This is a genomic window from uncultured Halovibrio sp. (genome assembly GCF_913056445.1).
Lineage (GTDB): Bacteria > Pseudomonadota > Gammaproteobacteria > Pseudomonadales > Oleiphilaceae > Halospina > Halospina utahensis_B.
In genome coordinates, this window is record NZ_CAJXMA010000001.1 from 129517 (window position 1) to 151517 (window position 22001).

19 protein-coding genes are annotated in these 22001 nt (G+C 65.2%); 10 read left to right on the top strand and 9 right to left on the bottom strand.

Translation table 11 applies throughout. The features are described 5' to 3' along the window. Positions 1-36 precede the first annotated feature (36 nt). The 8 genes from QZ501_RS00640 to pilG all read right to left on the bottom strand — a co-directional run bounded on the left by QZ501_RS00640 (position 37) and on the right by pilG (position 13175). Positions 37-495, bottom strand: coding sequence for a chemotaxis protein CheW (locus QZ501_RS00640; protein ID WP_151440111.1), 459 nt, complete (start codon positions 493-495; stop codon positions 37-39). Between the two features lie 22 nt (positions 496-517). Beyond that, the gene (locus QZ501_RS00645) at positions 518-1558 is read right to left on the bottom strand and encodes a chemotaxis protein CheB (protein ID WP_160898219.1); all 1041 of its coding nucleotides are present in this window, start codon (positions 1556-1558) and stop codon (positions 518-520) included. Further along, positions 1555-8661 (bottom strand): Hpt domain-containing protein, encoded by a 7107-nt coding sequence (locus tag QZ501_RS00650; RefSeq protein ID WP_295716440.1) that lies wholly within the window; start codon positions 8659-8661, stop codon positions 1555-1557. The genes QZ501_RS00645 and QZ501_RS00650 overlap by 4 nt, the downstream gene beginning before the upstream one ends. Beyond that, positions 8645-9568 carry a protein-glutamate O-methyltransferase CheR gene (locus QZ501_RS00655; RefSeq protein WP_295716442.1) on the bottom strand — a complete coding sequence of 308 codons (924 nt, stop codon included), beginning with the start codon at positions 9566-9568 and terminating at the stop codon, positions 8645-8647. Before QZ501_RS00655 ends, QZ501_RS00650 begins: the two co-directional genes overlap by 17 nt. Positions 9569-9598: 30 nt before the next feature. Further along, a complete protein-coding gene (locus QZ501_RS00660; protein WP_151440109.1) occupies positions 9599-11731 on the bottom strand; it encodes a methyl-accepting chemotaxis protein in 2133 nt (710 codons plus the stop codon). Between the two features lie 68 nt (positions 11732-11799). Beyond that, the gene (locus tag QZ501_RS00665; protein WP_151440108.1) at positions 11800-12360 is read right to left on the bottom strand and encodes a chemotaxis protein CheW; all 561 of its coding nucleotides are present in this window, start codon (positions 12358-12360) and stop codon (positions 11800-11802) included. Positions 12361-12373: 13 nt separating this feature from the next. Next, on the bottom strand, positions 12374-12736 hold the full coding sequence (gene pilH, locus QZ501_RS00670; protein WP_095616183.1) for a twitching motility response regulator PilH: 363 nt from the start codon (positions 12734-12736) through the stop codon (positions 12374-12376). A 46-nt stretch (positions 12737-12782) separates the two neighbouring features. Beyond that, a complete protein-coding gene (gene pilG, locus QZ501_RS00675; RefSeq protein ID WP_095616184.1) occupies positions 12783-13175 on the bottom strand; it encodes a twitching motility response regulator PilG in 393 nt (130 codons plus the stop codon). 334 nt (positions 13176-13509) lie between these two features. Between pilG and gshB the strand changes: the two genes are divergently transcribed. From gshB to QZ501_RS00715, 8 genes are read left to right on the top strand one after another with little or no spacing between them, the layout of a single operon-like run. After that, complete coding sequence (gshB, locus tag QZ501_RS00680) at positions 13510-14469, top strand: glutathione synthase (protein ID WP_295716445.1); 960 nt, start codon at positions 13510-13512, stop codon at positions 14467-14469. An 8-nt stretch (positions 14470-14477) separates the two neighbouring features. Then, positions 14478-15347: an energy transducer TonB gene (locus QZ501_RS00685; protein WP_151440106.1), complete on the top strand. Its 870-nt coding sequence runs from the start codon at positions 14478-14480 to the stop codon at positions 15345-15347. Positions 15348-15388: 41 nt separating this feature from the next. Then, positions 15389-15946, top strand: a complete 558-nt coding sequence (locus QZ501_RS00690; RefSeq protein ID WP_295716447.1) for a YqgE/AlgH family protein — start codon at positions 15389-15391, stop codon at positions 15944-15946. Then, the gene (gene ruvX / locus QZ501_RS00695; protein ID WP_160898223.1) at positions 15939-16364 is read left to right on the top strand and encodes a Holliday junction resolvase RuvX; all 426 of its coding nucleotides are present in this window, start codon (positions 15939-15941) and stop codon (positions 16362-16364) included. The genes QZ501_RS00690 and ruvX overlap by 8 nt, the downstream gene beginning before the upstream one ends. A gap of 14 nt (positions 16365-16378) precedes the next feature. Beyond that, positions 16379-16882: a bifunctional pyr operon transcriptional regulator/uracil phosphoribosyltransferase PyrR gene (gene pyrR / locus QZ501_RS00700; protein WP_225741703.1), complete on the top strand. Its 504-nt coding sequence runs from the start codon at positions 16379-16381 to the stop codon at positions 16880-16882. Then, positions 16875-17882 (top strand): aspartate carbamoyltransferase catalytic subunit, encoded by a 1008-nt coding sequence (locus QZ501_RS00705; RefSeq protein WP_151440105.1) that lies wholly within the window; start codon positions 16875-16877, stop codon positions 17880-17882. The genes pyrR and QZ501_RS00705 overlap by 8 nt, the downstream gene beginning before the upstream one ends. Further along, a complete protein-coding gene (locus QZ501_RS00710) occupies positions 17879-19168 on the top strand; it encodes a dihydroorotase (protein ID WP_295716450.1) in 1290 nt (429 codons plus the stop codon). Before QZ501_RS00705 ends, QZ501_RS00710 begins: the two co-directional genes overlap by 4 nt. Beyond that, positions 19165-19335, top strand: a complete 171-nt coding sequence (locus tag QZ501_RS00715; protein ID WP_295716452.1) for a hypothetical protein — start codon at positions 19165-19167, stop codon at positions 19333-19335. The genes QZ501_RS00710 and QZ501_RS00715 overlap by 4 nt, the downstream gene beginning before the upstream one ends. An 18-nt stretch (positions 19336-19353) precedes the next feature. On the opposite strand, the gene QZ501_RS00720 is transcribed toward QZ501_RS00715, so the two are convergent. After that, on the bottom strand, positions 19354-19626 hold the full coding sequence (locus QZ501_RS00720) for an HU family DNA-binding protein (protein ID WP_077529998.1): 273 nt from the start codon (positions 19624-19626) through the stop codon (positions 19354-19356). 251 nt (positions 19627-19877) lie between these two features. On the opposite strand from QZ501_RS00720, the gene QZ501_RS00725 reads away from it, so the two are divergent. Together QZ501_RS00725 and QZ501_RS00730 are read left to right on the top strand one after the other, a co-directional pair. After that, positions 19878-20936: a hypothetical protein gene (locus QZ501_RS00725; RefSeq protein ID WP_295716454.1), complete on the top strand. Its 1059-nt coding sequence runs from the start codon at positions 19878-19880 to the stop codon at positions 20934-20936. A 20-nt stretch (positions 20937-20956) separates the two neighbouring features. Further along, positions 20957-21979, top strand: a complete 1023-nt coding sequence (locus QZ501_RS00730; RefSeq protein ID WP_151440103.1) for a putative solute-binding protein — start codon at positions 20957-20959, stop codon at positions 21977-21979. The last annotated feature ends 22 nt before the right edge of the window (positions 21980-22001 follow it).

The window sequence follows — 22001 nt, forward strand, 5'->3', positions numbered from 1 at the left end:
GTTACAGGGTAACACTGGCTCCACAGGGACGGAACCTCAGCCGGCGGCGCGCTGGGCCAGGTCCTCGAGCACCGACATGTCCGGAATCACACAGTGCTCCCCCTCGAAAACGACCTCCATCAGGGTCGCGTCGCCGGCTGCTTCGGGCTCCCGGCGCAGCTCCTCGGGGCTGACCTTGGCCTGGCGGGGGATGCCCCGGGTGGCCATGGCCATGAAGGGCATGGCCTCATGGTGTTCGGTGATGGTGTTGAGCACCAGTATACGCCCGCGCCGACCCTCGGGCGGGAAGGGGTCGCCGCCGTTGGCTGCCTCCCAGGACAGCACCGGCAGACTCACGCCCCGCCACTGGAGCCGGCCGAGCACCCATTCCTGGTCCTCGTCCGCCGGGTCGGGCTCGTAGTCCACGATCTCGGCGATGGAGACGTTGGGCAGAAGCAGGGTGGTGTCCTGGACCGGGATCAGCACGCAGGACAGTTGTTCGGGGTTCTCCGCCATGATGGGTTCCTTGCAGGTCGAATCAGGCTGAATGGCATCGGGAGCGGCCCGTCAGCAGGGTCTGTTCCTCGAGCACGCGCAGAAGCCGTGCCGCCAGCTCGCGTGGATCGCCCTGGAAATCCACCGTGCCGGTGGCCTGGACGGATTCCGGCATGGCCGGGCTGGCGCAGGTATCCGGGCGCTGGACCCAGACGTGACCGCCCGCCTGGTTGAGGGCGGGCGCGGCCAGAGCGCCGTCGTTGCCCATACCGCTGAAGATGATGCTGTGACAGTGGCCGCCGTGCACCCGGGCGATGTGGGTCATCACCTGGTCGATGGAGGGGCCGTAGGGGCCGGACCAGGACTCCTCGTGTAGCTGGATCCGGGCGTCCCCGTCCAGCCAGAGCGCCTGTTCCACGGGCACTTGCAGGATCTCACCGCAGCGCAGCGTGCGGTCCTGTTCGGCATTGACCAGATGCCATTCCGAGTCGCGGGTCAGCACCCGGCTGAGCACGCTGCTGAAATGGGCATCGATGTGCTGGGCGTAGACGAAGGCGATGGGCAGACGCCCGGGCAGGGCATCGAGGAAGGCCTTCACTGCCGCGGGGCCACCCAGTGAGGCGCCCAGAACCCAGAGCTCCCGGGCCGGTTCGTCCTCTCCCACAGGTTCCAGCCAGTTGGGCATGGGCAGGCGTTCCCGGGTTTCCGGCTGCGCGGCCAGTGCATCCAGGCTGCCTTCATTCTCAAGAGCCTCCAGGCGGCCCAGCTGGTCCTCCAGCTTGGCGAACAGGCGCCGCTCCCAGCGCACGTATTCCTGGCGACCCGGCTCCGGTGCCGCGCCCGGGCCGAACAGCAGGGGGCGCTCGTCCTCCGCCAGCAGCGCCTCGATCAGCTCCGGATATTCCTCCTCATCGGTGAGTTCCACCAGGCAGAGATCCGACTCGGGGGCCGGGTCCAGGGTGGCAAAACGCTCCGGGTCGCCGATGAACGCGACGGGCAGGCCGTGCCGGTCCAGCGCCTGCTGCAGCCGGTGGCGCTGGAGCACGTCGTCGGCGATGACGATCACGCCCCTGCCCGTGCTCATTGCTCCGCTCCGACGCTGGCATGCTCCATGATGGTGTCCAGCAGCTCCTGCTCCTGGAACGGCTTGCCGAGGTAATGGTTGACGCCAATGGCCTCGGCCCGCTCCCGGTGCTTATCGCCGGTCCGGGACGTGATCATGATGATGGGCACGTCGCTGAGCTTACTGTCATGCCGGATGAAGCTGGCCACTTCGAAGCCATCCATACGCGGCATCTCGATGTCCAGCAGGACAATATCCGGGCGCCGGTCCTGGAGCTGGCCGACGGCGTCCAGCCCGTCCTTGGCCAGCAGCACCTCCATACCGTGGCGTTCCAGCAGCCGCGAGGTGACCTTGCGGACCGTAACCGAGTCGTCCACCACCATGACCTGTGTGGCGCGCTGTTCACGCGGCGTCTCGCCGGTCTCAACATGGGCCAGCATGCGCTGGCGCTGGGCCAGGATGTCGCCACGGATCATGGCCGGCAGGTCGAGAATCACCACAACGTTACCATCACCAAGGATAGTGGCACCGGAGACGCCGCGAACGCTGCCGAACTGTGGCCCCAGGGATTTGACCACGATCTCGCGGCTGCCCATCAGGCTGTCCACCTGCAGGGCCATGGGCTGGTCGGCGCCACGCACCAGCATCACGGGCAGCGGCAGGGCCTGACCCTGGAGCTTCGGCTGGCTCTCGGAATTGAGCAGGGCGCCCAGGTACTGCAGGCGGTACTGTTGGCCGGCGTACTCGTACATGGGGGCGTTGGGCTGGTAATACTCCTCCAGCTCATAGGTGGAGACCCGCACAATGCCTTCGATGGTGTTCAGCGGGATGGCGTAGTAGTCGTCTCCGATGGTGACCATCAACGCCCGGTTCACGGACACCGTGAACGGCAGCCGCACCGTGAAGATGGTGCCTTCGCCCAGGGTGGAGTCGATGTCCAGGCTGCCGCCGAGCTGCTTGATTTCGCTGGCGACCACGTCCATGCCCACGCCACGCCCGGAGATCTGGGTGACGGAGGCAGCGGTGGAGAAGCCCGGCTGCAGGATGAACTGCAGGATCTCGTGATCGGTCAGGTCCTCGCCGCTTTCCAGCAGTCCCTGCTTGATGGCCTTCTGGCGGACCTTTTCCGTGTCGATCCCGCCGCCGTCGTCCCTGAGGCGCAGGACCACTTCGCCGCCTTCGCGGCTGAGGTCCAGGCGCACGTTGCCGGTGGCGGGCTTGCCGGCCTGTTCGCGTTCGCCGGCATCCTCGATGCCGTGGTCGATGGCGTTGCGCAGCATGTGCTCCAGTGGTGCCACCATGCGGTCCAGTACCGTCCGGTCCAGTTCCCCCTCGGCGTTGTTCACCTCGAAGTGGGCCTTCTTGCCGGTCTCGCCGGAGATCTGGCGCACGATCCGGCGCAGGCGCGGCACCATCGAGGAGAACGGCACCATGCGCGTCTTCATGAGCCCTTCCTGGAGCTCGGTGTTGGTGCGTTGCTGCTGCAGCAGCAGCGTCTCGGCATCACGCACCTTGTCGCTCATGGTCTCGCGCAGGTCGGCAAGGTCCGAGGCGGATTCCGACAGGGCCCGTGACAGCTGCTGGATGGCCGAGTAGCGGTCCATTTCCAGCGGGTCGAAGTCCTGGTCGTAGTCCGGACCGAATTCCTGTTCGGCGCGGTGCAGGATCTGGGCTTCGGTCTCGATCTCCATCCGGCGCAGCTGCTCGCGCAGGCGGTCGGTGGTGGCCGCCATTTCGTCCAGGGTATGGCTGAAGTCGCTGATCTGCTGCTCCAGCCGACCGCGGGTGATACTGGTCTCACCGGCGAGGTTGACCATCTCGTCCATGAGCTGGGCATTGACCCGCAGGGTCTCCTGGGCGCTGCGGGCCAGTTCGGCCCGGCGCTGGTCCCGGGCCTGCTGCTGGGGCTGGGTCTCCTGGCCCGCGGGACTCGGTTCCGGGGTGGTCTGTGCCTCGGGCTGCGCGGGCTCTTGCGGTGACTCAGCGGTTTCCGCGGGTGCTTCCGGCTCCTGTGCCTGCGGGGCCTCGGTTGCCGCCCCGGACGGTTCCTCCCCCGTATCCCCCTGCCAGGTGCGGCGGACCTGTTCCACGCGGCTGATGATCTCGTCGTGGAGGCCGTGGATTTCCTCCCACTGGGCTTCCGAGGGCTGATTGCCCTCGGATTCAATGCGCGAGAGCAGGCTCTCGAACCGGTGGGCCTTTTCACCCAGGGTGGTCAGCTCGGCCAGCCGGGCGCCGCCCTTGATGGTGTGAAGGGCGCGCTGCGCTTCCTGGCTGTGGGCGGCTTCATCGCCGTCCTCGGCTCTCTGCCAGGCGGCCAGGGTGTGATCCAGGGTGTCCACCAGCTCGCCGGCTTCCTCCAGGAAGATCTCGAGGACTTCCGGATCCACGTTGCTGGGGTCGTCTTCCGCCTCGTCGCCCGTTGTGGCTTCGCCGGCTTCCGCTCCGGTCGCATCGGCCGCGAGTGACTCACCGGCCTCGACCCGGTCGAGCATTCCGCCCAGCCGGGTCAGGCTCTGCTGGCTGAAGCTCAGGGCCTGGTGGCTGTCGCCGGCGCCTTCGATGACGCTGTCGAGGGTGCTTTCCCAGGTATCCGCGAGCTCGGCAATGGATTCGAGTTCGGACAGGCGGGCACCGCCCTTGAGGGTGTGGAGCTCTTCGCGCATCCGCGCCATGGGCTCACCCTGTTCGGGGTCGCCTTCCCAGTCCCGGACGGCCTGCTCCAGGGCATTCTCAATCTCGCGGGCTTCGTCCAGGAAGAGAACACTGAGTTCATTTTCGGGCGCGCTTGTGGGCTCTGCTTCGGGTTCGGCGGCGGTTTCCGCTGCCGATGCCTGCTCCGATGTTTCGGGCTCGGGCTCTTTGGCTTCGGTCTCTGCTGCCGGGGTGGCCGTTTCGCCCCGCATCAGGGCGTGCACCCTTTCGGTCAGCTCATCCGCCGGTTCACAGGGTTGGAAGGCACTGGTCTGATCCACCATCCGCGCCAGTGCGTCATGGCAGGCGAGCAGGGTTTCGCCAGTGGCTTCGCCCAGCGCCAGTCGCCCTTCGGCCACGCGCTCGAACAGGTCCTCCAGCGAGTGCGACAGGTCCGCGATGGGCGCGATCTCCGCCATACGGGCGCCACCCTTGAGGGTATGCAACTCACGCTGGAGCGTTTTGGCCAGCTCGGTGTTGTCCGGTTCGGAAATGTACTGGTGCAGCGCCTCCCCGGTGCTGTCGATCAGTTCATGGGCTTCCTCGAGGAAGATTTCCGCCAGTTCCGGGTCGATGTCCGCGCTGGCCTCCCCGCCACTGGCGGTCTCATCCTGTTCTACAGGCTCAGGCTCAGGCTCAGGCTCAGGCTCAGGCTCAGGCTCAGGCTCAGGTGCCGGTTCCGCTTCGATGTCTTCGTTCAGGGCTTCGTCCATGGACGCCAGATCCCCGCCAAAGCGTTCCTCGAAGACCTGTTGTTCGGCGTCAGTGCGGGCCTGACGCAGGTCTGCCGCCTGTTCGTTGAGGCGGGTCACGAGCCCGGCCGGGGATTCGGTGGCAAGCCCCGCGGCCAGCTGGTCCATGAGGTTGATCATGGCCTCGTGGGCTTCCCGCAGCAGCGGTGTCAGCTGGTCCACGGGCAGATCCGTGGTTTCGATGACTTCCTCGTAGAGGTGCTGCAGGGCCCCGGCGAGTTCACTGACGTGCTGCACCTGGGCGCGGTCGGCACTGGCACTGAGCGTGGCCAGGCTGTCGATCAGGGCCTGCAGGGGCGCTTCGCCCGTATTGCCCTCCAGCCACTGCTCAAGGGTCTGGTCGGCGTCGAGCAGCTGTTCAATGCCTTCATTGAGGAAGATGCTGATCAGGCTGTTGTCGCCGGCCGCCCCGGTCTCGGGCGAGGTGGTGCCGGCCGGGGGCGCCTCGTCGGGGTAACGTGCCTGGTGCAGCTCCCGCAGGTCGGTGAGGAACGCATCCGTTCCGTCGAGCGGGGTCAGGGGATCGCTGGTCAGGCGATCGAGCCCCGCCTGCACAAAGTCGCGCACCCGCCGGATGAGGCTGATCACATCGGCGTCGGCCCGGTCGCCCGCGGCCCGGGCCCGTTTGACGAACTTCTCCATGGGCGCGGTGACCCGGGCGATGGGCTCAATGCCGGCGGTGTGTGCGCTGCCCTTGAGGGTGTGCAGCGCGCGCGACAGGTTATCGGTGTAGTCGGCTGTTTCCTGGTCTTCGGCGTCCGCCAGGAAGGTGTCCAGCGCCTCCAGGTGGCTGTCGGCCTCGGAACGGAAGATGTCCATGAGCATCGGGTCGAGCTCGGGCTCTTCGACGTCTGCTGGCTCTTCGGCCGGGGCTTCGGGAGCCGGGGCTTCGGGCTCGGCTTCCGGCATGGGTTCGGTGTCCAGAACCTCACCACGTGCCAGGGCATTGGCGCGCTCCCCAAGCCGTGTGGTGTCAATGGAGGGTGCGCGCTGTTGCCGGAAGTCTTCCACCAGGGTGGGGATGGCATCGGTCACCTCCTGCAGCACCGATGCCATGTCATCGCTCATGAAGAGGGTGCCGTCCAGGACGCGGTTGAGAGCGTTCTCCACCGCCCAGGCCAGTTCGCCGATGCGTTCCGCCTCGACCATGCGTCCGCTGCCCTTGAGGGTATGGAAGGCGCGGCGGACTTCGGTGAGGGCGCTGGTGTTCTCGTAGCTTTCCAGCAGCCGAGGCAGGTATTCATGGATGGTTTCCAGGACTTCCTCTGCCTCCTCGATGAAGATATCGAGGATCTCCTGGTCCACCAGCGGCTCGTCGGCGGTTGCCGCCTCTGTTTCCGGTGCCGACGCTGCGCTGGCTTCAGGCTGTGGCTCCGTGTCTGTTTCCCTGTCTTCTGGCTCTGGCTCTGGCTCTGGCTCTGGCTCTGGCTCTGGCTCTGGCTCTGGCTCCTCGCGAACGGCGTGCTCCGCGTCCGTGTCCTCGGGCTCTTCGGCGTTGCGGGTATCCGCGAGGCCGTGTGCCTCGTTCATCAGGTCGTCCACATCGCCGGTGGCCTCACCGTCACGGAAGGACTGGATCAGACCGGGGAGTCGTTCGATCACCCGGTCGAGCAGGCTCATAATGCGCTCACCGGGCTGGATGGAGCGGTCCAGAACGCGGTTCAGCAGGTTCTCGACCGACCAGGCAAGCTCGCCGATGCTGGTTGCTCCCACGAGGCGGCCGCTGCCTTTGAGGGTATGGAAGGCGCGGCGCACTTCGCTGAGTGCCTGATGGTTCTCGTAGTCAGCCCGGAAGGTCGGGTAATGCTGCTGGATGGCCTCCAGAACTTCATCGGCCTCTTCCACAAAGATCTCAAGGATGTCGTCATCCAGCAGTTCGGAATCGCGCTCCTTGGGCGGCTCCGCGGTGGCGGCGGCAGGGCTGTCGGCGGGCGCCGCTTCGGTGGCTTCATCGGCTTCCGGTTCGGGGGCGGTGCGGGTCGGTTCGCGTCCGGGTGGGAACCCGAGACTTTCCAGGCGTTCCTCGGCCATGGCCAGGATGGCATCGTTGTCGTCGATGCCGTCCATCAGCCTTTCCAGGTGATATTCGATGCTGGTGATGGCGTCCGCGAGGGTATCGAGCTGTTCCCAGTTGGGAGTCCAGACGCCGTCAATCAGCACGTCCTGGATGAAACGCTCGCAGGCCCCCAAGGCGGTGGCGGTGCGTTCCAGCGGAATCAGGTGCAGGCTGCCGCGGATGCTGTAGAGCAGTTCCGGCACGCCACTGATGGCTTCGGTATTCCACTGGGATGCGATGAAGTTGACCACACCGGTCTTCACCTGCTCCAGCGCGTTGCGGGATTCGCGCAGCACGGCGCCGCCGGCTTCGGTGGCCTGGATGCCGGTGATGCGGTGATCGGTACCGTGCCCGGCATCGGACGGTTGTTGGCTCTCGCCTTCAGAGAGGCCGGAGATCGCGGCTTCCACATAGAGCAGTGCCCCGGCGATGTCCATCAGTGTGCCGTCGTCCACGGCATCCGCACTGGCTGAAAGTTGCTCGATCCGTTCGATCTGGTCGTTGATGACCCGCTGGCTGGTGCCCTGTCGCAGCATGGCGAGGGTGTTGGCCACCTGGCGCAGCCCGGGTAGAAGTTCCGCGAGATCGGCGTTGCTGCGCTCGTGGGCACGCACGAACAGGTCAAGCCGGTCCTTGATGGTGTTGAGTTCCTCGGTAAGCACTTCCACCACCGAGGTCATGGCCGCCCGCGCCGGCGCCTGGCTCTGGCCGTGGTCGCCGGTGTCGTCCGGGAGCGCTTCCCGCAGGCGGTAGCGTTCCACCATGGTGCTGACGCGCTCGCTCTCGCAGTCCACGCCACGGGCAACGTAATAGAGCAGGTTCTTGAGGGTATCCTCGGGAACGGACTGGCTGAGGATGGTGTCGCTTTCGCTGATCAGCCGCTCCAGCTCGCCATCGAGATCGCTGATCAGTGCCAGGGTGGCTGCGCCCATGGGGTTGTGGCCGGATTTCAGGGTATCAACAAGGGCGCCCGCGGCCTGCCAGATCTCACCCTGTGGGGTTCTCTGGCAGAGTTTGATCAACCGGGTGATGACCTTGTCGAGATAGTCCAGGTGGGTGTCCACATCCTCGCCCCGCTCCAGGCCGGCACGGGCGAACTGGAACATCTGCTGGAGCTTGCGCACCTTGTCGAGCACACCGGAGGCGGTTAGGCGCTGGTTGACCTGGGCCGGTGCCTGAAAACGTGCCGGGCTCAGATCCGGGTTGAACAGGGCGCTGGCGGAGAGGAAGGTCTCGCCGCGTGCGGCCCGCAGGTCATTGAGCAGCGGCAGCAGCCGCAGTGGCACATCCTCGCCGCGGGAGTGCAGGGTACTGAGGTAATCCGGCAGCTGCAGGATGCTCTGCATCAGGCTGCCGATGGCCGTGTCGCTGTCCCCGGGTTCATGGTTGAGCAGGGCTTCGGCCAGGGCTTCCATCTCCGCCGCGACCAGGCTGGCGCCCTCGAGCTGGACCATCCGGAGTGTTCCGTGAACCTGGTGCAGGTGGTTCAGGCAGAACCGGAGCTGGGCCAGATCCTCGCGGTTCTCGGCAAAGGCTTCCAGCGCATGCTGGCTCTGTCTGAGCGTTTCCTGGATTTCGCCCCTCACCCAATGGAGGGAAAGGCTGTCATCGTGCTGGGCCATGATCACTCCGGTTGCCATTCTGGGGGTCCGATCGCTGCCAGGCGAGGACCTTACGTGCTGCCACAGGGGTCAGCTCCGGGTGCTGCCAGTCTGTCAGTTCGCCCTGCCCGAGAATCAGCAGTCCGCCCGGGGCGAGCAGATCGGCCAGTCGGTTGGCGATGTCCCGCCGCCGCCAGCGGCGGAAGTAGATCAGTACATTCTGGCAGAAAATGATGTCCATGCCGTGCATGGGCGCGTGTCGCAGTTCAACAATATTGAGCTGGGAGAAGCTGACGCGCTTCCTGAGCTCCGGAATCACGGAGACACTGTTGTCTGTAAGGGTCTCGAAATAGTGTGACTGCCAGTAAGGGGCCGTGCCCGCCAGCCGACGCGGTCCGTATACACCGTGGCGGGCTTTATCCAGTGCCACCAGGCTGATGTCGGTGCCAGTAACGCCGAAATAGCGGCGTCCTGCTGCCTCGCTGGCCGCCTTATGCAGGATCATGGCCAGGGTGTAGGCTTCCTCGCCGGTGGCGCAGCCCAGGCTCCAGGCCTCCAGTGTTCTGCAGTTGGGCTCCCGATAGCGCTCGCGGGCATAATCGGCTACCAGTTCAAACGCATCCGCGTCGCGGAAAAAGCGGGTTTCCTGAACGGTCAGCCGGTCCACCAGGGTCGCCCATTCGGCGATGGCCCCGGGTCCGTACATGACCTTCTCGTAGTAGGCCTGATAGCTGGGAAAACCGAGTTCCCGGAGGCGGGTGCCCACATTGGCTTCCAGGAAGGAGCGCCGCTCCGGGGTCAGCGTCATGCCGGTACGCGATTCAAGCAGGTCCCGCCATTGCTCGAACTGGGCATCATCCATAGCCATTCCCGGCGCGAAGCCGGGCATGGCCATTGTGGATGGGTTGTCGTTTTCAGCATTGACCATGGTACGCCCGCACCTGACCGCTGGTTCTGATTAACGGACTGTCGGGACATCCTGGTCGCTGTCATCCCCGTCATCCATGGGCTCGTCCTCGTTGGAAATCTGCGGGGCTTCCGGCGCTGGTTGTGCCTCCTCGCCCTCGCCGGCCGTCTCCGGCAGCTTGAACCCGGCCACGGACTCACGCAGCTCGGCGGCCATCTCCGCCAGATTGCCGATGGACTCGGCGGTCTGGTTGGTGCCTGAGGACGTCTGCGAGGTGATCTCCTGGATCACGTTCATGGTGTTGGAGATGTGCGCCGCTGAAGACGACTGCTGGCGCGCGGCATTGGAGATGTTCTGGATCAGTTCCGCCAGGTTGGTGGAAACGTTCTCGATCTCTTCCAGTGCCACACCGGCGTCCTGGGCCAGTCGGGCGCCACGCACCACCTCGGAGGTGGTGTGCTCCATGGAGATGACGGCCTCGTTGGTGTCGGACTGGATCGTCTTGACCAGGGCCTCGATCTGCTTGGTCGCTGCGGAGGAGCGTTCCGCCAGCCGCTGGACTTCGTCCGCGACCACTGCGAAGCCACGGCCCGCGTCACCGGCCATGGAGGCCTGGATGGCGGCGTTCAGCGACAGGATGTTGGTCTGGTCGGCGATGTCGTTGATCAGCGATACGATGTCGCCGATCTCCTGGGAGGATTCACCCAGGCGTTTGATCCGCTTGGAGGTCTCCTGGATCTGCTCGCGGATGTCGTCCATGCCCTTGATGGTGTTCTGCACCACTTCGGCGCCCTTCTTGGCGATGGATACCGAGCGTTCCGCCACTGAGGAGGATTCGGAGGCGTTCGACGACACCTGGTCGATGGAAACGGCCATTTCGTTCACGGCTGCCGAGGCACCGGCAATCTCCTGGGCCTGATGCTCCGAGGCCTCGGCCAGCTGTTTCGCCGTGGCCTGGGTCTGCTCGGCGGAGGAGGCCACGTTCACGGCCGTGTCGCGAATCGACTGCACCAGGGTGCGCATCTGGTCGATGGCGTAGTTGATGGAGTCGGCGATGGCACCGGTGAAGTCCTCTGTGACCGTGGCCTCGGTGGTCAGGTCACCGTCGGCGAGGTCGGCCAGTTCGTCCAGCAGCCGCAGGATGGCGTTCTGGTTCTGTTCGTTCTGCTCCTGGGTCTCGCGCAGCCGCCGTTGCGAGGCCTGATACAGAGCCACGCCGATGGCGATGATGTTGGCCAGGATGGCGATGAGGATCACGTAGGCCCACAGCGGCGTGACGATGTGGCTGCGGTTCTGCACCAGGGAGACCAGCTCCGAGGTTTCGCTGAGCAGTTCAGGGCTCTGGCTGAAAATGGTGTTGGCGGAGTCCCGCGCCTGGAACAGGTCCGGGGAGAAGTTGAGGATCCGGTCGACGTTTTCGTCCACCACGCTGAAGAGCTCGTTCTCGACATATTCGAGGATGAACTGCGCGTCCGGATCCTCCAGCGCGCTCACATCCATGGACTCGTCGCCGCGAAGCTGGGCGTTGAGCACCCGGCCGAAGCGCTGGGCGTCCTGGCCAAACTGGTTGGCGGCCACCACCGCGTCCTCGTCACCACTGAGGATATTGTTCACGCTCCGGGCGATACGCTCGGCCAGCAGCGACTGGCGCTGGGCCAGTGAGATCTGCTGGGGGGCTGCTTCGGTGTTGATGAGGATGTCCACCACGTCCTCGTATTCCACCTGCAGGTCCGGAATGATGCTGTTGAGTTCGCCGGCCACCTGGTGCAGTTCCAGGACGGCGCCGCGGGTGGCGAGGATCTCATCCGCGTTGGTCCGTACATCGTTCCACAGCGATTGCACCCCGGTTTCCCCGGTGAGCTCGAGCGGGGGCAGGCCGGTTTCCGGGTTGCCTTCGCGCAGATAGCCCCAGAGCTCATCGAACCGGTCGCGGGAGCTCTGGAGCTGGTCGAAGGCCGACTCGGTGCCGCCGGCGGCCTCGGTGGCGTTCTTGGCGATCTCCTGGGAGAGCACCCGCAGGTCACCCGCGTAGTCGATGTACTGGGCATCATGGCTGCTGTTGCGGTTGATCAGGAACAGCACCACCACCAGCGCAATGGTCAGCACCCCGAGCAGACCGATCAGACCCACAATGGGCCGGTTGGCGCTCTGCGCTGAGATGAATTTTCCGGCACGGTTCTGCATTTTCGGCTCCTGGCCTGTCACTCTGATGTTGTTTTTGATTGATGGATCCGGTGGCTACCACGCGCGCACTACCAGTGCGCCACATCCAGAAACTGTTCATTCTCGGCCAGCGCCAGCGTGGAAAACACGTTCCACACCTCGTCGCTGCGCTGGTAAGCCCCCCGCAGGCAGGGTTTCACCGCGGCGGGAGGATCTTCCGGGTCCGGCACATGACTGTCGACACTGAAGTACTGCATTCCGAGCACGTCATCCACCACCAGCCCGCTGAACAGGTTGCCCTGTTCGATGACCAGCACGCGGCGTTCACGCAGGGCGCCGGCGGGCCTGGGTAGACCAAAGTAGAGGGCCAGATCGGTGATCGGAAGCAGACGGCCACGGACGTTGGCGACGCCGAGCATGAAGGCACGGACGCCGGGAACTGGAGTGAACCGGGGGACGTCCAGGATTTCGACCACCTCACCCATGGGGGCCACATACCGCTGGCCCGCCAGGGTGAACCCGATACCGCTGAACAGTTCGACCGCTTCTTCCTGCTTGGGCAGCCCGGCCGCCTGTTCACGGCTGCGCCGGGCAATGTCGGTCAGGACGCTGAACGGATCGGCTTCGGGGGAAGTGGCCTGCGCGGACATCCGGAGCTCCTGTTCAGCTCAGCAGGTCGTCGATGGTCTTGAGCAGCTCGTCCTCGGGCACAGGCTTGACCAGATAGCCACGGGCGCCCTGGCGCGTGCCCCAGACACGGTCTGTTTCCTGGTCCTTGGTAGTCACGATGACCACCGGGATGTGCTGGGTTTCCGAACTGCGGGTCAGCTGCCGGGTCGCCTGGAAGCCGTTCAGTCCAGGCATGACCACGTCCATGAGGACCAGATCCGGCTGCTCCGAACGGGCGATGGCCACGCCGTCGGAGCCATTGTCGGCACTGAGCACTTCGTGGCCGTTCTTGGTCAGCAGTCCGGAGATCTTTTTCACCTCTGTGGGTGAGTCGTCAACGATCAGGATGCGAGCCATGGGTTCCTCTACTCTGGGTCGTCAAATGATGGGCATGCCGGCGCTGTTATTCCTGGCGTGCGGGCATGTGGTCGCGGATGGTGCCGAGCAGCTCATCCTTGCTGAAGGGCTTCGTCAGATACTGGTCCGACCCCACGATGCGGCCCTTGGCCTTGTCGAAGAGGCCGTCCTTACTCGACAGCATGATCACGGGTGTCTGCTTGAAGGCATCATTGTTCTTGATCAGGGCGCAGGTCTGATAGCCATCAAGCCGTGGCATCATGATGTCCACGAAGATGATGTCCGGCTGGGAGTCCGCGATCTTGGCGAGTGCGTCAAAGCCATCGGTGGCGGTGATGACTTCGCAGCCCACTTTCTTGAGAAGGGTTTCAGCGGTGCGACGGATGGTTTTGCTGTCGTCGATCACCATGACTTTGAGGTTTTCGAAGTTATCGTCCATTGTCCAACAGCCCTGCGCTAGAGATAGAGATCATTATTGTTGTCGGCGGCCCGGATGGCGTCCAGTGCCCGTGCTTCGGCCTCAGTAAGAGGCGCCGTTTTAACACAGATCCCGTGCATGTTCTATATAGCCCCACTGTTATAGCGGACGATGGCCCGGGCCTCCAGCGGCACCGTGTCACTGATTGTGATCTGTCTCACTATATGGGCGCCATGCAACAGCCTGCAAAGCCAGCTTGCAGAACCGCTGCCCTTTTTCCAGCATAGCAGGTATTCTCTGGCACGCATTTCCGGCACATTGCCGGTCCGTTAATCCGTCTCCGGGAGGCCCCCTGATGAGTGTGACCCTGGGTGTGGTCATGGATCCGATCGAACGGATCAGTTTCAAGAAGGACACCACGCTGGCATTGCTGCTGGCGGCCAGGCGCCGTGGCTGGGCGCTGCGCTACATGGAGCTCGACGACCTCTACGTGCGCGATGGTGCGGCCCGGGCCAGGACGCGCGAACTGGAGGTGTTTGACGATCCGCAGCACTGGCATGAGTTCGGCGAGACCCGGGATCAGGATCTGGGTGAGCTGGACGTCATCCTGATGCGCAAGGACCCGCCGGTGGACGACGCCTTCACCATGGCCACCTGGATTCTGGAGATGGCGGAGGGCCAGGGCGCGTTGGTGCTCAACCCGCCGCATACATTACGTGATTGCAACGAGAAGCTGTTCGCGACGCGCTTTCCCCAGTGCATTCCGCCGCTGGTGGTCAGCCAGGACCCGCAGCGGCTGCGTGAGTTCCACGCAGAGCACGGCGACGTCATCATGAAGCCCATGAACGGCATGGGCGGTAAGTCCATCTTCCGGGTACGCCCCGACGATGAGAATCTGAGTGTCATCCTCGAGACCCTGACCGAGGACGGTACGCGGACCGCCATGGCCCAGCGCTACCTCCCGGAGATCCGTGACGGTGACAAGCGCATCCTCATGATCGACGGCGAACCGCTGCCGTATTCGCTGGCGCGCATCCCCGGTGCCGGTGAGAGCCGTGGCAACCTCGCCGCCGGCGGACAGGGCGTCGGGCGAGAACTGACCGACCGGGACCGCTGGATCTGTGAGCAGGTGGGCCCGGCCCTGAAGGCGAGGGGTCTGCTGTTCGTTGGCATTGATGTGATTGGCGACTACCTGACGGAAGTGAATGTGACCAGCCCCACCTGTGTGCGCGAGCTTGACCGGGCCTTTGACGACGACATCGGCGGACGCCTGATGGAGGCCATTGCAGTGCGCCTGGACAACCGGGCCGGCTGAGGGCTGTTGTGGCGGAGGTAACGCATACGGATCGCCTGGGGCTGACGCTCTTTGCAGCCCTGGTGTTTCACGGTGTACTGATCCTGGGGGTGGGGTTCGCGCCGGAAGACCCCTCGACCACGGATCACAGCATGGACGTGACCCTGGCCACCCAGCCGAGCGCGGAGACGCCCGAGGACGCGGACTTCCTGGCGGAGGCGGCCCAGAAGGGCAGTGGTGATGCGGACTCCGTCCAGGAGGTTACGGCCACCGAGCCGGCGCCGCTGTCCGCCCCCGAAACCCGCCAGGCCGTGCCGCCGCGGCCCGAACCCCGGCCCGAGAGTGGCGGAACCACCAGCCGTGTCACCACGCAGGCCGAATCCCGCCGCGAGGTGCCGGAGGACAGCGAGGAAGACCGGGAGGCCCCGGAGCGGGACAATCCCCATGAAACCCTCCGGGAACGCAGCCAGGACATCGCCAGCCTGGAGGCCCGACTCAGCCAGCAGCAGAACCAGTACGCCAAACGCCCCCGTATCACACGGGTCACCGCCGTCTCCACGATGGAGGATGCCGGCGCCGCCTATGTGCGCAACTGGCAGCAGACCATTGAGCGCACGGGCAACCTCAACTACCCAGAGGAGGCGCGCAGGCGGGGGCTGCACGGCCAGGTGCGCATGCTGGTCGCCATCAACCGCGATGGCAGCCTGCGCGAGCTGGAGGTCCTGCAGTCCTCGGGGCACGCGGTTCTGGATGACGCGGCCCGGCGCATCGTCCGCCAGGCGAGCCCGTTCGAGGCCTTCAGCGGACGCATGGCCGAGGAACAGGATGTGCTCGAGATCATCCGCACCTGGTCGTTCCAGCCGCGCGGTCTCAGCGGCAGCGCCCCGGATAGGGGATAACCCCTCTTGTACGCACGCCGCAGGCAAGGAATACTGCGGCCATGAGCACGCAGCCGGAATTCCTGACGAATCAGTTCCTCATCGCCACCCCTTACCTGGCGGATCCGCGCTTCGAGGGGTCGCTCACCTATATCTGTGAGCACAGTGATGAGGGGGCCATGGGCCTGACCATCAACCACCCGCTGGATCTCGACCTGGGGGATCTTCTGTCGCAGCTGTCGATGGAAGGCGAGCCTCCCCATGAGCCCGTCTACCAGGGCGGCCCGGTCCAGCCCGAACGCGGCTTTGTCCTGCACCGGCCGGTGGGCCACTGGCAGAGCTCGCTGGCACTGACCGACACCCTGGCGCTGTCCACCTCGCGGGACATTCTCAGTGCCATCGCCGTGGGCGAAGGGCCGGCGGACTTCCTGATGCTGCTGGGGTATGCCGGCTGGTCGCCGGGGCAGCTGGAGGAAGAACTGGCGGGGGATGCCTGGCTCACCTGCCCGGCGGACGAAACCATCCTGTTCGAGCGTGAACCGGGGCAGCGTCTCAACGCCGCCCTGGAGAAACTGGGCGTGAGTCCCGGCCACCTCAGTGGAGGCGTGGGGCATGCCTGAGAGCCGGAGCCTGATGGCCTTCGATTTCGGTGAGAAGTGGATCGGTGTGGCGGTGGGGCAGGAGATGCTCGGGTACGGTTCCGGCAAGGCGCGGCTGAAGGCGCGGGACGGGATCCCGGACTGGAACCAGGTGGCGGAGCTGGTCGAGGACTGGCAGCCAGATCTGTTCCTGGTGGGGCTGCCGCTGAACATGGACGGCACCGAGACCTGGCTGTGCCATCTGGCCCGCAAGTTCGCACGACGGCTCGAAGGGCGCTATCATCGCCCCGCAACCATGGTGGACGAACGCCTGACCACCCATGAGGCCAAGCAGGAATCGCTGGCACAGGGCCGGGTGCCGGATCACGCGGATGAGGGCGTGGACCGGCGCGCGGCGGAGCTGATCCTCGAGACCTGGTGCGCCTCGGCCAGTGACTGACTACAGGAGCCTCCGTGCAGGATATTGAACAGCTTCTGGACCGGATGACCGACGACCTGCGCGAGCACATCAATGCGCGGGGTCTTTCCAGCCTGTGCCCCGTGGGCATCCGCACCGGCGGTGTCTGGGTCGCGCAGGCGCTGCGCGAACGCCTTGGCATCCAGGCCGAATGCGGCGAACTGGACATTACCTTCTACCGGGACGACTTCAGCCGCATCGGGCTTCACCCCCGGGTCAGCCCCTCGCGGCTGCCGTTCGAGACCGAGGGCCAGCACCTGCTGCTGGTGGACGACGTCATCATGAGCGGTCGTACGATCCGCGCCGCCATGAATGAACTCTTCGACTACGGGCGTCCTGAGTCGATTACCCTGGCCGCGCTGGTCGACCTGGGTCGGCGTGAGCTGCCGATCCAGCCCGACGTGACCGGCACCCATGAGACCCTGGGCCCGCGTCAGCGCATCAAGCTCCGGGGGCCGGAGAGTCTGGAACTGGCGGTGGAGGAGGTGCCCGATGCCTGAGACCAGCCGCGATCTCCAGCTGACCGCCGATGGCGAGCTGCGCCACTTTCTCGCGATTGAAGGACTGGACCAGGCTCTGCTCACACGCATTCTGGACACCGCCGATTCCTTTATCGAAGTGGGTGAGCGCACCATCAAGAAGGTACCGCTTCTGCGCGGTCGCACCGTGGTAAATCTCTTTTTCGAGCCCAGCACCCGCACCCGCAGCACCTTCGAACTGGCCGCCAAGCGTCTCTCGGCGGATGTGCTGAACCTCGACATCGGTACTTCCGCGACCTCCAAGGGCGAATCCCTCTCGGACACCCTGCTCAACCTGCGCGCCATGGCCAGCGACATGTTCGTGATGCGCCACTCCCAGAGCGGGGCGCCGCATTTCGTGGCCCAGTCCGTCACGCCGGATGTGGCCATCATCAACGCCGGCGACGGGCGTCATGAACACCCCACCCAGGCCATGCTCGATATGCTGACCATCCGCCAGCACATGAAGACCTTCAGCGGTCTGCGGGTGGCCATCGTCGGCGATGTCCAGCACTCGCGGGTGGCGCGCTCCCAGATCCGGGCACTGAACACCCTGGGCGTGGACGAGGTCCGGCTGATCGCGCCGGACACACTGCTGCCCCATGAACCCGAAGCTTTGGGCGCGCGGGTTTTCCACCGCATGGAGGAGGGGCTGCGCAACGTGGACGTGATCATCATGCTGCGGCTCCAGCACGAGCGTATGGAGGGGGCACTGCTGCCGAGCGAGAGCGAGTTCTACCGCATGTACGGTCTGACCCGTGAGAAGCTGGCCTATGCCAACCCCGGCGCACTGGTGATGCACCCGGGGCCGATCAACCGGGGCGTGGAGATTGAATCCGCCGTCGCGGACGGCCCCCAGTCCGTGATTCTGGGGCAGGTAACCAATGGCATCGCCGTACGCATGGCCGTGATGTCCATGTCCATGGGCGGCCAGCTCAATGAACGCCAGTCTGCAACCGGAGAGGGAGTGGCTTCAACGTGAAGTGGCGCGTCGATAATGTTCATCCGGTCATTGATGGCGAACCGGCGGTGGAGGCCACCTCGGCACTGGTGGTCGATGGCCGCATCGCCGCACTCGGGGCGGGTCTTTCGGGCGAACGGGTGGAACGTGAGGTGGATGGGGCCGGCCAGTGGCTGCTGCCCGGGCTGATCGACCTCAACTGCCATCTGCCGGAGCCGGGCAGCGACCGTGGTGGCAGCATCGAGAGTGAAACCCGGGCCGCCGCCCGTGGCGGCTTCACCACCGTCTGCACCACGCCGGATACCAGCCCGGTCAACGATTCCAGCGCCGTAACCCATCTGATCCGGGATGTGGCCGAACGCAACGGTCACACGCGGGTGCTGCCCGTGGGGGCGCTTACCCGGGGCCTGGAAGGCGAGCGGCTGAGCGACATGGCCGGGCTGACCCGTGCCGGGTGCGTGGCGCTGGGCAATGGCGGCCACGCCACCGCCAGCTCACGGGTGCTGCGCCGCTGCATGGCCTATGCCCATACCTTTGACATCCGGCTGTTCCTGCAGCCGGAGAACGCCTCGCTGGCCTCGGATGGCTGCGCCCATGACGGACTGGTGGCCGCCCGCCTGGGGCTGCCCGGCATCCCCGAGGTGGCGGAAACCACCGCTGTGAACGAACTGCTGATGCTGGCGGAGGAGACCGGGGCGAACCTGCATATCGGGCCGCTCAGCTGTGCCCGCTCGGTGACACTGGTCCGTGCCGCCAAAGAGGCAGGGCACAGCGTCACCGCCGAGGTGGGTATCGCCCATCTGGTGGCGACGGAGGCGGCCATTGAGGGCTACAACGGTACCTTCCACAGTCGTCCACCGCTGCGGACGGAGGCGGACCGGCGCGCCCTGCTCGAGGGCGTGGAAAGTGGCGTGATTGATGCCATCGTCAGCCAGCACCGGCCTTCGGATAAAGCCGCCAAACTCGCGCCGTTCCCGGAGACCCAGCCAGGGCTCTCCACAGTGGAATCCACGCTCTCGCTGGGGCTGGAGCGGGTGGCCGCCGGAGAACTCTCCCGCGGGGCTCTGCTGCGGGCGTTGACCAGTGGGCCGGCGCGGGTGTTGGGTCTGGACGCGCCGACCATTGCCGAGGACAGTGTCGCGGATCTTACCCTGGTGGCGCCGGAACAGCACTGGATGCCGGCCGTGGGGAGTCTGTATTCCGCGGGCCCGCACCTGCCGGTCATGGAACGGGAACTGCCCGGAGTGGTGATGTTGACGGCCGTTGATGGCCGCATCCGGCACGAGCATGAAGGAGACGGATCATGAACTGGCTCGCGATACTGCTGCTTGCCGTTATCGTCTGGCTGCTGTGGCGGATTGTCCGTAATACCGGGGATGCCCTGGATCGTCAGGCTGCTATGCAGACGGAGCTGACTTCCATTGAGCGGCGGCTGGCACGGCTCGAGGCGGGAAAGGATGAGAACCCCGGGTGAAACCCCGGGGTCCGGGTTTTACTTGATGGCCTCGCGAAGAGGCTTGCCCGCCTTGAAGCCCACCGACTTGCTCGCCGGAATCTGGATGGAGGCGCCCGTCTGCGGGTTGCGTCCGGTGCGCGCACTGCGCTCACGCACGTTGAAGCTGCCGAAGCCCGGCAGGGTCACGCCTTCGTTCTTCGCCAAAGCCGCACTGATCTGATCCGTGAAGGCATTCAGTACTTCCTGAGCCTTGCTTTTTGAAAGGCCCGTTTCCTCGGCAACGGCTGCTGCCAGTTCCGGTTTGCGCATAGCTGGTTCTCCTTTGGATGGTCGCGGTCGACACCGTTCAGATATAGCCCACCAGACTCCGCTGTCAAACCCCGTAATGAATTTGGTCCCGACACCAGTGCAGCCGCATACCAGGCTTTGTGGTACTCATCTCACAAATTCGCCGAAGGGTCGCACATAATGCCGCCCTGGATTTGACACGCTTTCAGGGGGCGGCGAGGATTCGCTGCACACAACGGAACAACAAACACAAGAAAGGTTGAGGACCAACCATGACCGTAATCCTCTCTGCCGTGGCCCGGCCCCGGTTCTGGGGGCGGGCCATTGTGCTTCTGGCACTGGTGACCATGCTCGGCGGCTGTTCCATGATCCGCCATCACATGTACGCCACCAGTGGCAGCGTGATGCAGGGGCTCTCGAAGGAGCACACCACCCCCTACGTGCTGCAGCAGTCCGATGTGGGCATGTCCTGCGCCATGAGCGAGGCGACCACGCCACTGATGATGTCCTTCGGGCGCGTGACGGACGAGCCCAACCAGCTCGGCATCATGATGCACCTCTCTGCCGCCGGCTGCTCCGTGACCCGGGCGCGCGAACTGGATCTTGAGTACGAGCGCCTGATGCGCGATCGCGATCCGGATGCCGCACAGGATGCCCGCTATGCCGCGAGCCGCCACTATCGTGAAGCCGCTATGCGTTTTCACGAGGCCTGGAAGAACATGAATGAACACTACGGCCGGGTGGGCAATGGCGAATGCCCCACGGAGCGGCTGGAAACGGAAACCGACCAGTTCATGTTCCTGGCTGGGTTGGTCTCCGGCCTGCAGGCCATGCACACCCAGGTGCGTGCCGGGGAACAGCTGGGCATTCCCAACAACATTGGCTCGCGGGTAGCCCGTGCCTCCGAGTGCCTGGACGACGACCGCTGGTGGGGGGCACCGGGTGCCATGCAGGCGGCCGTCTGGGCCATGCTGCCCTCTGCCGCACCGGAAGATGCAGAACCGTTCAAGCAGCTGAGGGAGGCCAGCCGGAAGGGTGAGAAAGCTGGTGTGCGGCTGGCCCATGTGTTCCATGCCGTGGCCGCCGAGAACGCGGGTGACCAGGCCATGGTGCGGGACGTGATCCGTCGCCATGCCGAGGCCAGGGAAGCCAAACCCGCCGCCGATGACTGGGTCATGATCGATGAAACGGCCACACGGCACATCCAGGCCCTGTCTGACCGTCTCTGGACCCGGGCCGAGGGCCATCGCACGCCCACCGGCCGGCTGGGCGAGTTCTGGGACGACCCGGAACCCGAATCCGAAACCATTGACCTGAATGAACTGATGTAACGGGCGCCGGAGGAATGGACATGAAGACCCTGAAACGCACACTGATCAGCGCGCTGGCCGCCCTGACCCTTGGAACCGCGGTCAATGCCACGGCCCAGGAAGAAGAGGTGATCAAGCGCAGCTTCTGCGTGTTCGACCCGGTGGGCGCCAACGGCCCGCTGTTCGAGCTGATGCAGTCCGCCCGCCCCATGGCGCTGGAGCGCGGTGTGGAGCTGGACATGCGAGCCTACACCAGCGAGAAGATCGCTGCCGAGGAATTCCGCAATGGTCAGTGCGACTCGGTGCTGCTGACCGGCACCATGGCCCGGGACTTCAACCGCTTCACCGGCTCGCTGGAGGCCATGGGGGCCATCCCCGGCGAGGAAGAGATGCGCATGCTGATGCAGGTGCTCAGTCAGGATAACGCGCGCCAGTACCTCCAGACCGAGAAGTACGAAGTGGTGGGGGTACTGCCGGCGGGTGCGGTCTACCTCTTCCTGGATGACCGCTCGATCGACACCGTGTCGGATCTCCAGGGCAAGCGCATCGCCACCCTGGACCACGACAAGGCCTCCATCACCATGGTCCGGCACGTGGGGGCCTCCGTGGTGGGCTCCAGCACCTCCAACTTTTCCGGGCGCTTCAATAATGGCAGCGTGGACGCCGCCTACGCTCCCGCCGTGGCCTACGAGCCCCTGGAGCTCTACAAGGGCCTGGGCGAGGACGGCGCCATCCTTGACTACACCCTGGCGCAGATGAACTTCCAGATCATCGTGCGGCGCGATCGTTTTCCGGATGAGTACGTGAACCAGGTGCGCGACTACGCCTTCAGCCGGGTGGATCAGGCGTACGGGATCATTGAGGATGCCGAGTCCAAGGTGAAGGAGAAGTACTGGATGCGGCCGACGGAACAGGAGCGCCGGGAGTACAACGCCATGCTGCGCGAGGTGCGCCAGCAGCTTCGCGAGGAAGGCGAATTCGACGAGACGGCCCTGAAGCTGATGCGCGGCATCCGCTGCCGGGTGGAACCCTCACGTGCGGAATGCGCTCGCTCTGAGGGCTGAAGCCACCAACTGACCAGGGTTG